The organism is Streptomyces sp. TRD_SC_5, from assembly GCF_056836825.1.
In genome coordinates, this window is the sequence record NZ_JBWZZS010000001.1 from 6,203,559 (window position 1) to 6,216,302 (window position 12,744).

14 protein-coding genes are annotated in these 12,744 nt (G+C 72.8%); 7 read left to right on the forward strand and 7 right to left on the reverse strand.

Annotation, left to right across the window (positions count from 1 at the left end; genetic code table 11):
* Positions 1-162: 162 nt before the first annotated feature.
* Both AC1P0E_RS28450 and AC1P0E_RS28455 read right to left on the reverse strand, forming a co-directional pair.
* Positions 163-720, reverse strand: a complete 558-nt coding sequence (locus AC1P0E_RS28450) for a baeRF2 domain-containing protein (RefSeq protein WP_482745935.1) — start codon at positions 718-720, stop codon at positions 163-165.
* Positions 654-854, reverse strand: coding sequence for a hypothetical protein (locus AC1P0E_RS28455; RefSeq protein WP_482744961.1), 201 nt, complete (start codon positions 852-854; stop codon positions 654-656). Before AC1P0E_RS28455 ends, AC1P0E_RS28450 begins: the two co-directional genes overlap by 67 nt.
* Before the next feature lie 55 nt (positions 855-909).
* Between AC1P0E_RS28455 and AC1P0E_RS28460 the strand changes: the two genes are divergently transcribed.
* The gene (locus tag AC1P0E_RS28460; protein ID WP_482744962.1) at positions 910-1,515 is read left to right on the forward strand and encodes a TIGR03086 family metal-binding protein; all 606 of its coding nucleotides are present in this window, start codon (positions 910-912) and stop codon (positions 1,513-1,515) included.
* On the opposite strand, the gene AC1P0E_RS28465 is transcribed toward AC1P0E_RS28460, so the two are convergent.
* Both AC1P0E_RS28465 and AC1P0E_RS28470 read right to left on the reverse strand, forming a co-directional pair.
* Positions 1,512-2,060 carry a type 1 glutamine amidotransferase domain-containing protein gene (locus tag AC1P0E_RS28465; protein WP_482744963.1) on the reverse strand — a complete coding sequence of 183 codons (549 nt, stop codon included), beginning with the start codon at positions 2,058-2,060 and terminating at the stop codon, positions 1,512-1,514. The two genes, AC1P0E_RS28460 and AC1P0E_RS28465, sit on opposite strands and share 4 nt — an antisense overlap.
* 44 nt (positions 2,061-2,104) lie before the next feature.
* Positions 2,105-2,542 carry a CBS domain-containing protein gene (locus AC1P0E_RS28470; protein WP_482744964.1) on the reverse strand — a complete coding sequence of 146 codons (438 nt, stop codon included), beginning with the start codon at positions 2,540-2,542 and terminating at the stop codon, positions 2,105-2,107.
* 292 nt (positions 2,543-2,834) lie between these two features.
* On the opposite strand from AC1P0E_RS28470, the gene AC1P0E_RS28475 reads away from it, so the two are divergent.
* A complete protein-coding gene (locus tag AC1P0E_RS28475; RefSeq protein ID WP_482744965.1) occupies positions 2,835-3,020 on the forward strand; it encodes a hypothetical protein in 186 nt (61 codons plus the stop codon).
* A 26-nt stretch (positions 3,021-3,046) separates the two neighbouring features.
* Here the strand turns inward: AC1P0E_RS28475 and AC1P0E_RS28480 are convergent, their stop codons facing one another.
* Positions 3,047-4,852 (reverse strand): thiamine pyrophosphate-requiring protein, encoded by a 1,806-nt coding sequence (locus AC1P0E_RS28480; RefSeq protein WP_482744966.1) that lies wholly within the window; start codon positions 4,850-4,852, stop codon positions 3,047-3,049.
* 290 nt (positions 4,853-5,142) lie between these two features.
* Between AC1P0E_RS28480 and AC1P0E_RS28485 the strand changes: the two genes are divergently transcribed.
* The gene (locus AC1P0E_RS28485) at positions 5,143-5,952 is read left to right on the forward strand and encodes an RNA polymerase sigma factor SigF (RefSeq protein WP_482744967.1); all 810 of its coding nucleotides are present in this window, start codon (positions 5,143-5,145) and stop codon (positions 5,950-5,952) included.
* On the opposite strand, the gene AC1P0E_RS28490 is transcribed toward AC1P0E_RS28485, so the two are convergent.
* Positions 5,885-7,126 (reverse strand): PAS domain-containing protein, encoded by a 1,242-nt coding sequence (locus AC1P0E_RS28490; protein WP_482744968.1) that lies wholly within the window; start codon positions 7,124-7,126, stop codon positions 5,885-5,887. The two genes, AC1P0E_RS28485 and AC1P0E_RS28490, sit on opposite strands and share 68 nt — an antisense overlap.
* Positions 7,127-7,201: 75 nt before the next feature.
* Here AC1P0E_RS28490 and AC1P0E_RS28495 point away from each other — a divergent pair, with 75 nt between their 5' ends.
* The 4 genes from AC1P0E_RS28495 to AC1P0E_RS28510 all read left to right on the forward strand — a co-directional run bounded on the left by AC1P0E_RS28495 (position 7,202) and on the right by AC1P0E_RS28510 (position 12,085).
* Positions 7,202-7,909 (forward strand): ANTAR domain-containing response regulator, encoded by a 708-nt coding sequence (locus tag AC1P0E_RS28495; RefSeq protein ID WP_482744969.1) that lies wholly within the window; start codon positions 7,202-7,204, stop codon positions 7,907-7,909.
* A 40-nt stretch (positions 7,910-7,949) separates the two neighbouring features.
* Positions 7,950-9,200: a sulfite oxidase gene (locus AC1P0E_RS28500; protein WP_482744970.1), complete on the forward strand. Its 1,251-nt coding sequence runs from the start codon at positions 7,950-7,952 to the stop codon at positions 9,198-9,200.
* Positions 9,201-9,782: 582 nt separating this feature from the next.
* Complete coding sequence (locus AC1P0E_RS28505) at positions 9,783-11,000, forward strand: aminotransferase class I/II-fold pyridoxal phosphate-dependent enzyme (protein WP_482744971.1); 1,218 nt, start codon at positions 9,783-9,785, stop codon at positions 10,998-11,000.
* A 38-nt stretch (positions 11,001-11,038) separates the two neighbouring features.
* Positions 11,039-12,085 carry an MBL fold metallo-hydrolase gene (locus AC1P0E_RS28510; RefSeq protein WP_482744972.1) on the forward strand — a complete coding sequence of 349 codons (1,047 nt, stop codon included), beginning with the start codon at positions 11,039-11,041 and terminating at the stop codon, positions 12,083-12,085.
* 54 nt (positions 12,086-12,139) lie between these two features.
* Here the strand turns inward: AC1P0E_RS28510 and AC1P0E_RS28515 are convergent, their stop codons facing one another.
* Positions 12,140-12,736 (reverse strand): DedA family protein, encoded by a 597-nt coding sequence (locus AC1P0E_RS28515; RefSeq protein ID WP_482745936.1) that lies wholly within the window; start codon positions 12,734-12,736, stop codon positions 12,140-12,142.
* Positions 12,737-12,744: the final 8 nt, after the last annotated feature.

The following is a 12,744-nucleotide window of genomic DNA, read 5'->3' on the forward strand; positions in this document are numbered from 1 at the left end:
CCGGCGCGAGCCGTTCCGAATCCAGCGGCACGCCGGGACGGCCGCGTCAGGGAACCGGGGCTCCGCCCCGGGGACCCCGGTCCGCAAACGCCGGACGGGCCGGATCCGGGGGCGGCTCCAGGGACGGGACGGCCTGCCCAGACCCGGCCCTTGGACCCCGGGTTACGTTCCGTCCGGTCGTGCCCAGCGCAGCAGCGCGCCCGAGCCACCCGCAGGGCCCGTTCCCGGGGCGCTGTCGCCGTCCGCCGGGACCCGGATCGCCTCGGCGCCGGTCATGGCGGCCGAGCGCAGCAGTGCGTCGTCCGCGCGGGCGGTGCGCGGCTCCTGCTCGCCCGGATAACGCGCGTCCGTACGGCGTACCGCCAGCTGGTCGGGCTCCTCGCCCACCCACACCTCGCGGCCGGCGTCCGGCCCTTCGGGGTCCACCAGCAGTTCCGAGATCCGATGCTCGCGCGCCGCGTCCACGAGCGCCGGCACCCCTTCGGCCGCGGCGACGATCCCGCCGTCCGCCGACGGGTTGCGCGCCGCGCGGAAGCGTTCCAGCTCGGCGGCGGCCCGCCCGCGCGCGTGCTCCTGCCTGGCCCGTTCCACGTCCTCGTCCAGCAGGCGGGAGTCCGCCCCGGCCGACCGGCCGCCGTGGTCCGTCTCGACCGTCATCGGCCGAAGCCGCCGCGGAAGCGCGTCATGTACGGCGCGACGCTCGCGCTCGTCACCGGCCAGTCCTCACCGTGGACCTGTCCGGCGGGACGGCTGCCGAGGGTGGTGTGCAGCTCGAAGTCGGCGCCCTTGCGGTCGATGCCGGATGCCCACGCGCCGGGACGTTCGTACAGTGGGGTGAGGAATGAGAGGTCCATTGCTCCCTCCGGGATGTCTGGTAGGACGTGCACGGCGAGTACCCGAAGGTGAACCATGAACACCATCGACTCGAACCTGAACCCGCTCCTCACGCGCCACAGCGAAGCGCTCGCCCTCTTCGGCGGCCACGTGCACGCCGTACGCGCGAACCAGTGGCAGGCACCGACCCCCTGCACCGACTGGTCGGTGCGCGACCTCGTCAACCATCTGACGGTGGAACAGCTGTGGGTGCCCCCGCTGGTGACCGAGCGGCGCGCGACCGGGGACGGCGCCGACGGCGCCCTCGGCTTCGACCCCGAAGGCGACGTGCTCGGCGACGACCCGGTGGCGGTCTGGGACCGCTCGGCGGCGGCCGCACGTGAGGCGTTCACGGCGCCCGGGGCGCTGGAGCGGACGGTACAGCTGTCGTACGGGGAGACACCGTGCACGGCGTACTGCGCGCAGATGGTGGCCGACCTGGTGGTGCACGCGTGGGACCTGGCGCGGGCGATCGGCGCCGACGAACGGCTGCCCGACGACCTGGTGAACTTCGCGGTGCGTGAAGTGGGGCCGTACTCCGCCGAACTGGAGAAGAGCGGTCTGTTCGCCGCTCCGGTGGAACCGCCCGCCGGAGCCGACGTACAGACCAAGCTGCTCTCTCTGCTCGGGCGCCGCGTCTAGCGCTTGGAGGAGGCCCGCGCGAACTCCTCGGTGAAGGTCGCACAGAACGCCTTGAGGTCGTCCGGCTTGCGGCTGGTGATCAGCGTGGCCGGGGTCGCGTCACAGACCTTCACCTGTTCGTCGACCCAGGTGCCGCCGGCGTTGCGGATGTCCGTACGCAGACTGGGCCACGAGGTCAGGGTCCTGCCGCGCACGGCATCCGCCTCGATCAGCGTCCAGGGGCCGTGACAGATGGACGCGACCGGCTTGCCCGCGTCGAAGAAGGCGCGTACGAACGCCACGGCCTTCTCGTCCATCCGCAGGAAGTCGGGGTTGGCGACGCCGCCGGGGAGTACCAGGCCGCCGTACTCCTCGGCCGACGCGTCGCCGACCACCTGATCGACGGGGAAGGTGTCCGCCTTGTCGAGGTGGTTGAAGGCCTGGATTTCACCCGGCTTCGTGGAGATCAGCCGGGGCGTGTCACCCGTGTCGGTCACCGCCTGCCAGGGCTCGGTGAGTTCGACCTGCTCGACGCCCTCCGGCGCCACGAGAAACGCGATCCGCATTGTGCTCCTTCCCTCGAACTGCGTGTGGTGCTGTCGTGTCGATGTCAGGCGACGGTGCCCGGGCCCGCGCTGGGTGCCGCCCGGCTGATGTCGGCCAGCGCCGACTGCGGGTCCTGGAACTCCGCGAGGTCCCCGATGCTCACCACGCCGAGCGGGCGGCCGTCCTCGACGACCGGGAGCCGCCTGATCGCGTGCTGCCGCATCAGGGCGACCGCCGTCGACACCTCGTCGTCCGGACCGACGCACACCGGCGCCGGCGTGCACACGGACTGGGCGTTGACCGTGAGGGGGTCGACGCCGTCCGCGACCGCGCGCAACGCGATGTCCCGGTCGGTGAGTACACCGATCAGCTGGTTGTCCTGCGCGACCAGCACATCACCGATGTCCTGCGCGCGCATCAGCTGCGCCGCTTCCACGAGCGAGGCGTCGGGCCGTACGGCCGCGACGCCTGCCGTCATCACTTCCCTCACGAACTGGGCCATGGCTGTCCGTCTCATCTCTTACTCGCGCTGTCGGCTACCGGCGCGGGTACCCGTGGCGGGAGTGGCAAACATCAAACATCCGCCGGCCAGTGGCGTTTGGGTCCGGCCGGACGGGGGACCCGGTGCGTGGCTGAGCGGCCACTTGGGAAAAAGGGATGAGTCTCCGGGCGCGTTCCCGCACCGCTTCGAACGGCGGCGGCGCGGGACGCGCCCGGAGTGTTCGGTTTCGGGGGTTTGCGCACCGCCGTGCTGGTGACCCGGCCCACAGGCCGTCCCAAGGAAGGACAAGGCCATGGTGGGCTTAACCGTCCTGATCCCGGTACTCATTCCGGTTCTCATGCTGGGCGTGATCATCGCGCTCGGCCGCTACGAAGAATTCATACTGCCGACGCCGACGGAGGCGAAGGGCAGTCGCCCTCGCAACCGCCATCGCCGGACAGGCTCGCCGGGCTCGGTGGCGAGCCCGTCCGGCGACTGACCGCCCCGGCCAGGGGCGGCGGAGCCTCAGTCGTCCGCGCCCGGCCTGGGGCTGCCCGGCAGGAACTCCTGGAGCTTCGACTTCAGGCCCTGCTTCATCACCGCCGCCCCGTCCGCGTCGCCCTTCAGCAGCGCCGAGGCCATCGACTCGATCTGGTCCCACGTCGCGTGCGGCGGGATCGGCGGCACCGACGGATCGGTGACGAAGTCCAGTACGACAGGGCCATCCGCCGCGAGCGCGGCCCGCCACGCGCCCTCGACCTCCTCGGGCTTCTCCACCCGGATCCCGGTGAGGCCGATCGACTCGGCGAACGCCGCGTACGACACATCGGGAATCGACTGCGACGGCAGGAAGGACGGGGCGCCGCCCATCGCGCGCAGCTCCCAGGTCACCTGGTTCAGGTCCTGGTTGTTCCAGACGGCGACGACCAGCCGCGGGTCCTCCCACAGATGGCGGTACTTCGCGACCGAGATCAGCTCCGCCATGCCGTTCATCTGCATCGCCCCGTCACCGACGAGCGCGATCGCCGGACGGTTCGGGTGCGCGAACTTCGCCCCGATCGCGTACGGCACACCGCACCCCATCGTGGCCAGCGTCCCCGACAGCGACGCCCGCATGTCGCCGCGCAGCCGCACATGGCGCGCGAACCAGTTGGTCGCCGACCCCGAGTCGGCCGTCACCATCGCGTGGTCGGGCAGCAGTGGTGAGAGCTGCGCCGCCACGTACTCCGGGTTGACCGGGTCGGCGGACAGGGCGGCCCGCCGCTCCATGATCTCCGTCCACCGCTCGACGCCCGCACAGATCTCGTCGAACCAGTCCCGCGATTCCTGACGCCGCAGCAACGGGATCAGCTCGCGCAGCGTCGCCCGCGCGTCGCCGACCAGGTTCACCTCGTACGGGTAGCGCATCCCGATCATGTGCGGATCGATGTCGATCTGCACGGCCCGCGCCTTGCCGAACTCGGGCAGGAACTGGGCGTACGGGAAGCTGGAGCCGATCGTCAGGAGCGTGTCGCAGTCCCGCATCATCTCGTACGACGGACGGGTGCCCAGCAGCCCGATGGAGCCCGTGACGTACGGCAGCTCGTCGGACAGCACGTCCTTGCCGAGCAGCGCCTTCGCGACCCCGGCCCCCAGCAGCTCCGCGATCTCCGAGACCTCGGCGCGCGCCCCCGCCGCGCCCTGACCGGCCAGGATCGCCACCTTGTCACCGGCGTTGAGCACATCGGCCGCCCGCCGCAGCGCGTCCGGCGACGGCATCGCCGTCCAGCTGCTGCGGTCCAGGCTGGAGGGGATCATCTTGAAGGCGTGCGGCGGCGGTGTGTACTCCAGCTCCTGCACGTCCGCCGGCACGATGATCGCGGTGGGACAGCGCCGGGCGTACGCCGTACGGATCGCGCGGTCCAGTACGTTCGGCAGCTGCTCCGGCACGGTCACCGTCTCGACGAAGTCGGAGGCGACGTCCTTGAACAGCGAATGCAGATCGACTTCCTGCTGGTACGCGCCGCCCATCGCGCTGCGCGCGGTCTGCCCGACGATGGCCACCACCGGCACATGGTCGAGCTTGGCGTCGTACAGGCCGTTCAGGAGGTGGATCGCGCCGGGCCCGGAGGTCGCGACGCACACGCCGAGCCGGTTGCCGAACTTCGCGTACCCGACCGCCTCGAACGCGGACATCTCCTCGTGCCGGGACTGGATGAAGCGCGGCTGGTCGTCGGCGCGGCCCCAGGCCGCCAGCAGTCCGTTGATGCCGTCACCCGGATAGCCGAAGACGCACTCGACTCCCCACTCGCGCAGGCGCGACAGGATCCGGTCGGCGACGTCGGTGCTCATATGAGGGCCTCCTACAGGGGCGGTGCGTGCGGTGCGTGCGGTGCGTGCGGATGAAAAGCAGCACTCTGCCGAGTACCAGGGACGCGGTCACGGAAACCGGTCGCCCGCGAAACCTGACCCGTTTGCCGTGGACAAGCCGGGGCACGTGCACCATGTGCTTCGGACCGGAGGCACGTCCGTGGGAGCGGCAGTCTTGCGCTCCGGGCGTGTCGCGTCCGGAAGCCCCGGTAGCCCTCCCCGCGGTGACAACCGTCCGAAACGTCTGCACCGTTCAGGGAGTTGCAACGAAGATGCGTACCACCACAGTCCGCAGGACGCACCCGCACCATGACGCCCCCGACACCACCGAGGCCTTCCGCCGCCTGTGCGCCATGCCCGAGGGCGAAGAGCGGGACGCCGTACGTCAGGAGATCGTGAACGCCTGGCTGCCGATGGCCGACCGTCTCGCGGGCCGGTTCCGCAACCGCGGCGAGGCCATCGAGGACCTGCGCCAGGTGGCCGCGCTCGGCCTGGTCAAGGCGGTCGACCGGTACGACCCGGACCACGGCTCGGCCTTCGAGAGCTACGCGGTGCCGACCATCACCGGCGAGATCAAGCGCCACTTCCGCGACCACATGTGGACCCTCCACGTGCCGCGCCGCGTCCAGGACCTCCGTAACCGCGTCCGCGCCGCCAGTCAGGAGCTGTCAGCGACCGTGTCGGGCCCGGCCCCCACGGTCGCGGAGATCGCCGCGAAGGCGGGCATGACCGAGGAGGAGGCCCGCACCGGGCTTGAGGCGCTCGACTCCTTCACCGCGCTGTCTCTCGACGCCCAGCTGCCCGGTACGGGCGACGGATACTCACTCAGCGACGCCCTCGGCGGTCCCGACGGCGCACTCGACGTCGTCGTCGACCGCGAGTCCGTCAAGCCGGCCCTGAACAGGCTCCCCGACCGTGAGAAGAAGATCCTCTACATGCGCTTCTTCCGCGACATGACGCAGAGCAGCATCGCCGAGGACCTCGGTCTCTCGCAGATGCACGTCTCCCGGCTGATCAGCCGCTGCTGTACCCGCCTGCGGGACGAGGCCCTGCGCGACGAGGCACTGCGGGACGCCGCATAGCGAGCGCCGCATGGCGCGACATCAGGTCCATGGCCTGGCCCTCCGCCATGGAGAACGCCCGCCGGGTGCCCGTACGGAACAGGGTCAGCACCCCCTGTACGGGCCCGGTGGACCCGTCGTCGCCCGGCGCTGTCAGGGGCACGCACAGCAGTGAGGTGACATCCGCCCGTACGAGGAACGGATCGCCCGCCGCGTCGTGACCGAAGCCGTCCGTGTCCTCCGGCCGCACCTGGAGGGTCGCGGACCCGCCACGGGCCGCCTCCATCACCAGCGGGCAGTCGGCCGGGTCCTGCCCGGCGAGCGCCTGGACCAGCGCCTCGTCGCCCGTGCCGCCGGGCCCGAGCACCAGGGTGCGCTTGAGCGGCTTGCCGGCGACCGTGTCGGCGACCACCCAGTCGGCGAATCGTTCGTGCAGCACCCGCGCCGCGCCCACCAGGGCGGCCTCCTGGTCCCCGGGCGCGACGGACAGCAGCTCGGTCGTCATCGCGTCGACCAGGTCCAGGCGCTCCGTGTGCCGGGTCGTCTCGACAAGGTCCGGCAGCGCGGGGCGCCGCCGGCCGGCCGCGACGGCCCCCCCGGACCGCGGCTTTCCGTCCGGGGGAGCCGCGTCGGTGGAGACTCCGGGCTGGAAGACGACGAGCACCGCCGGATGCGGTTCGTCCGGCGGGCGCAGCGCGGTCAGGGTGGCCAGCAGCCGTTCGTCCGGCCGCTGCTGGAGGTGGACGGTCAAGCTCCGGTCGCCCTCGCCGCGTGCCACGGCCGCGGCCTGCGAGCGGAACCCGGCCCGGTCCCCGGGGCTCAGGAGCGCCGCCAGCGGGCGCCCCGTCGCATATCCGGCGCGTACGCCGGTGAGTCCCGTCGCGGCGAAGTTCATCCGCCGTACGACGGTCTCCCTGTCCACCAGGGCGACCGGCACCGGCAGCCGCTGGAACAGGGCCTTGAGTAGCTGCCGCTCCTGTCGCTCCTGCCGGTCGGGGGAGGAGGCGTGCGGAGCGGCTGCCTTCAGCTGCTCGTACTGGGGCCACAACGTGTCGGCCACGTGGCGGAGTTCGAAGAGAGCCGCGTCCAGGACGGCGAGGTGCTCGTCCGGCGGCAGCGCGCGCGCTGCTTTCAGCTCACCGACCCGTCTGACGAAATCCGCCAGTTCCGCGCCGAAGTCGTCCGTCTGCGTCATACGAGAAAGCTAACGGGTCCAGCGGTTTTGCGGACCGGGTGGCGGGAAGCCGCAAAAGGAAGGAAGGACGCCGCCATGTTGCCCGAGCAGGAAGTCCAGCGACTGGAGCCCGATTCCGCGGTGCGCAGGCTCTCCGAGCTGGCGCAGCAGTCCGCACGCTGCGCCCCCGCCAGCTGCGGCGCCGTGGCGACGATCGCCGACGGCGGCACGGAGCGGCGCACCACGGCGACCCATCCCGACCTGGCCGCGCTCGCCTCGGTCCAGCTCGCCATGGGGGACGGGCCGATCCCGGCCGCCCTGGACAGTGGCGAGCCCGTGGACGCGGAAGACCTGCTGAACGAGGAGCGATGGCCGCAGTACCGGGCTCTGGCGCTTGATTCCGGCGTACGGGCCAGCGTGACCATCCCGTTCTGCCGGACCGGCATCGAGGTCACCGTCAGCCTTTACAGTTTCCGCCCCGGCTCCCTGGAGCGCGCGGCGTACGGCCCGGTGGGCGTTCTCGGCGAGCAGGCGACGGCGGGCCTGGTCCGTGACCGGCGTTACCGCCAGGCCCTCGCCGAGGTCGACCAGCTGGAGACGGCGCTGCGCTCGCGCGCCGCCATTGACCAGGCCAGCGGCATCGTCATGCATGTGCTGGGCTGCGACAGCGGCGAGGCGTTCGCGGTGCTCCGGCAGATGTCGCAGCGGTCGAACCGCAAGCTGGCGGATGTCGCGGAGGCGGTCGTCGAGGGCAAGGGGAGTGGCCTGGAAAGCACTCTGGCCCGGCTCGCTGCGCACCCCTAGGATCCCCCTCCCTGTCTCCCGACGTGCGAGGAGTTCCGCGATGAGCGCTGCGACGACCTCTGGGCCCCACCGCTCAGGACCGGGCGGGGTGGTCCGCCGCGACCTGCTGAAACTGCTCGCGGCGGCGCCGGTCGGGGTGCAGTGGGCCGCCGCGTCGCCCGCCGCCGCGTCGCCCGGTGGAGCAGCACCCTCCGAGGTCCCTTCCGCTTCGGCTCCGGGCATCGTCAAGCCGCTGCCGCCCGAGTTCTTCGTCATCCGCGGCACCAACGCCGAGACCAACGTCGGCGCCTTCGCCGGGACCGGCCGGCTGACCCCCGCCGACCGTTTCTTCGTACGCAACCACACCTCCACCCCGCGGCTCGGCGAGTCGGCCTGGAGGCTGACCGTGTGGGGCAGCGGGCTGCGCGGCGGCCCGGTCGACTTCACGTACGGGCAACTGCGCTCCCTGCCCTCCGTGACCCGCACCGCCTTCCTCGAATGCGCGGGAAACGGCCGCGACTACTTCGCCACGCAGCAGGGCCGGCCCGTCACCGGCACCCCCTGGACCCTCGGCGCGATCGGTGTCGCGCGCTGGCGCGGGGTGCGGCTCGCCGACGTACTGCGGCGCGCCGGGATCGGTGACCGCGCGGTCGCCGTGATGCCGCGCGGCCTGGACGACGAGTTCGTCGCCGGGGGCGTCGGCCTCGGCAGGCCGCGCAGGCCCCTGCCGGTGGCCAAGGCGATGGACGACGTGATCCTCGCGTACGAGATGAACGGCGAGCCGCTGCCGTACGACCACGGTTTTCCGGTACGCGTCGTCGCGCCGTCCTGGGTCGGGATCGCGTCCATCAAGTGGCTCGGGGACATCGAAGTCAGCGATACGCCGCTGTCGTCGCCGTGGACCACGCAGTTCTACCGGCTGTTCGGCGAGGCGTACCCGCCGCAGGGCAGTGCTCCGCTCACCCGCCAGACGATCAAGAGCACCTTCGAGTTCCCGCCGGGCACCGACTTCGAGGCGGGCCGGACCCATCACCTGACCGGTCGCTCCTGGTCGGCTGCGGCGGCCGTGCGCAAGGTGGAGGTCAGTACGGACGGGGGCGCGCACTGGCGCCCGGCGAAGCTGCGTGACACCCCGCACCGGGACAGCTGGGTGCGCTGGTCGGCCGACTGGCGCCCGCGGCGCGTCGGCCCCGCCGAACTGCTGGCCCGCGCGACGGACACGGCGGGCAACACCCAGCCGGCCACCTCGGCGCACAACACGCAGGGCTACCTCTTCGACGCGGTCGTGCGGCACGGGGTCACCGTGCGGTGAGCGGAGCGGGCCGCGTCCGGCGCCGGGGCACCCTGCGCCTGGGCTGCGCCCCGGACCCTGCGCCCTGGGGCTGAGCCCCCGCGCCCTGCGGCTGCGCTCCTGGCCCCGGACGCCCTTCGGGCATGTCCTCAATCGCCGGACGGGCTGAGTTTTGCCGGCTTGCGCCGGATCTACGGTGCGGGCCGCCTCGGCCGAGACCGCGCCCGCTCGGGCGGAATAGAGCCTGCCCGGCGGTGGGGGACGGGGTGCGAGGCGGATGGTGGCAGGCCGGAGGTCGCTTGCCGGGTGTTGGTCGGGGCGGCGATGTGGGCTCGTCGCGGGTGAAAAGTGTGGCCGGCCGACGTTTGAGGACGGGGGCTGGGGCGGGGGCCCGGGCGGGTCGGCGTAGGGCGGAGGTTGGCTGGGGAGGCCGTTGGTCCCGGCGGCGGGTGTGGGCCTTGTCGTGGGCGGAAACGAGCCCGGCCGGTGATTGAGGGCCGGGGGCCGGGGCAGAGCTTCGGGCGGGGGCCGCCCCACAAGCGCCCCACTGGAACCACCCGTATAACCGTATACAGGGCGAGCGATCGGCGTGGAGGTGACCGCATGCAGCGGACGGTCGAGGAAGGGCGCGGACCCGTCCGGTACGGGCCGGCTGCCCCCGGTCCCGGCCTGCCCGTGCTGCCGGAGCTGACCGCCGTCCTCGCCGCGGCCGCAGGGCGCACCCATGCCGAGCCCCCCGGCGGGGGCCCCGCCCTGCGCGGGGCCGCCGCCGCGTACTGGTGGCGGCGCGGGCTGCAGGCCGAGGCGCGGTGCGTGGCGGTCGCCTCCGGCGCCCAGCCGCTGCTGTTCGCGCTGATGGCCGCCGTCGGCGGCGACGTCCTGCTGCCGCGGCCCTGCCCCGCCTGGTGGGTGCCGCAGGCCACGATGCTCGGCCGCGGCGCCTACCACGTGCCCACGCCGGCCGAGTGTGGGGGTGTGACCGATCCGTTCGCGCTGCTCGAGACCGTGCGACGGGTACGCGACGAGGGCGGCGACCCGCGCCTCCTGCTGCTCTGCGTCCCCGACGACCCGACCGCCACCGTCGCCCCGCCCGAACTCGTCCACGAGGTCTGCGAGGCGGCGGTCTCCGAGGGCCTGCACATCATCAGCGACGAGACCTGGGGCGACACACTCCACCGGCCGCAGGAGACGGTGTTCGTCAGCCCCGCCGAGATGTTCCCTGGCCAGGTGACCGTCCTCGCCGACCTGGCGGGGGCGTACACCCCCGCGAGCTGGCCCGCCGCCGTGGCCCGTTGCCCCCTCACCGCGCCCGGCGCCGCCCTGCACGCCAGGACCCTCGACCTGCTGACCGCGATCGGCGCCGTCGTCGCCGGGCCCGTCGCCGAGGCGGCGACGTACGCGCTCGGCGAGCCCGAGCCGGTCGCCGTCCGGCTCCGCACCGCCGCCGCGCTGCACGCGCGCGTGGCCGCCGCCGCGCACCGCGCGGTCCTCGCCTCCGGCGCGCTCGCCCGCCCGCCGCAGGCCGGCCGTCACCTGTACGCCGACCTCGGACCGCTGCGCGTCGGCCTCGCCGCCCGCGAGGTGACCGACTCCATGGACCTGGAGGAGTACCTGAGCGCACGGCTCGGCGCCCCCGCCCCCGGCGGACACCGGTTCGGCGACGAAATGGGCGCGCTGCGCGTACGGATCGCGACCGCCCCGCTGCTCGGGGCAACCCCGGAGCAGCGTCTGGAGTCCCTCACGTCAGCACAGCCCCTGGAATTGCCGCATGTGGCCCGAGCGTTGAGCACGCTCGCACTGGCCTTCGACGAACTTCGCTGACCCCAAGCCGGCTTACGCCCCCGAACGGAGCGCCCTCGATGACGGAGACGCAAGCGCAGACCGAGCAGCAGACCGAGCAGCAGGCGGAACTCTCCCTCGTCGGCCCCGGCACGCTCTCTCCGCCCCGCCCCCTGGGCGAAATCCGCACCTGGCCCCGGTCGTTCGTCGACCGTCTCACCACCCCGTTGCCCGGCCTCAAGGCTTTTGCCAGGCTTGCCCGCGAGGGCGCCCTGCGCCCGGGGCCCGAAGGGCTGCGGGACATCGCGCTGGTGCCGTACGAGCCGGGCCCGCTGCCCGCCGCCGACGTCTCCACTCTCGCCGTCACCTGGGCGGGCCACGCCAGTTGGGTCGTACGCATAGGCGGGCTCACCGTCCTCACCGACCCCGTCTGGTCGCAGAAGATCCTCGGTACGCCCGCCCGCGTCACGCCGGTCGGCGTCCGCTGGGAGGATCTGCCGCAGATCGACGCCGTGGTCATCAGCCACAACCACTACGACCACCTGGACGCCCCCACCCTCAAGCGGCTCCCACATGACACCCCGCTCTTCGTCCCGGCCGGCCTGGCCCGCTGGTGCCGGCGCCGGGGCTTCACCCGGGTCACCGAGCTCGACTGGTGGGAGGGCGCCGAACTGGGAGGTGTCCGCTTCGACTTCGTCCCCGCCCACCACTGGAGCAAGCGCTCCCTCACCGACACCTGCCGCTCGCTGTGGGGCGGTTGGGTGCTCAGCGACCAACAGGGCGAAGGACAGCGGTTGTACTTCGCGGGCGACACCGGTTACGGCCACTGGTTCAAGGAGATCGGCGCCCGCTTCCCCGGCATCGACCTCGCGCTGCTGCCCATCGGCGCGTACGATCCGCGCTGGTGGCTCAGCGACGTACACGCGGACCCGGAAGAGGCCGTGCAGGCGTGCGAGGACCTCGGCGCGGCGCGCATGGCGCCCATGCACTGGGGCACTTTCGTACTCTCCGCCGAGCCGGTCCTGGAGCCGTTGGCGCGGGTGCGGGAGGCCTGGCAGGCGGCGGGCCGGACACGCGAGCGGCTGTGGGACCTCCCGATCGGCGGCTCGCGCGTCCTGAGCCCGTAGCGGCGGGGCGGCATACCCTGCGGGGTTGCCGCCGCGCGGCGGAGCCGGGCAGCGCTAAGCGCCCCGCACCCGGCGCCACACCGCCGGCGCCCCGCTGATCACCAGCGTCAGCGCCACCGCCGCGACCACTCCCTGCCAGGGCTCGGGAAAGAGCGAGCCGCCGAGGATGCCGATGAGCTGGTACGCCGCCGCCCAGGCCAGACACGCGGGTACGTCGCCCCGGGCGAACCGGCGCATCGGCATCCGCGAGAGCAGGCACGCCAGCATCACCGGAATCCGGCCCGCCGGGACGAGCCGCGAAAGCACCAGGACCTGCGACCTGTGCTCGTGGAGTTTGCGCCGCGCCTGCTCGAGACGGTCCGGTGCTGCCCGGCCGCGCAGCGCCTCCAGCCAGCGCGAGCCGTTCTTCGAGCGGACCCCGCGCAGGCCGAGCCAGTACAGACCCAGGTCGCCCAGGAACGCGGCGGACGCCGCCAGCGCGAAGACGACCAGCAGCGCGAACGGGTCGCTGTGGTGGAAGGCCACCACGGCAGCCGTGCTCACCAGCGCTCCGGTCGGAACCACCGGCACCAGCGAGCCCAGCAGCACCAGCAGGAACAGCGCCGGATAGCCGACCGCCTGCTGGGTCGACTCCGGTGGCACCTGGCCCACCTGGCCCA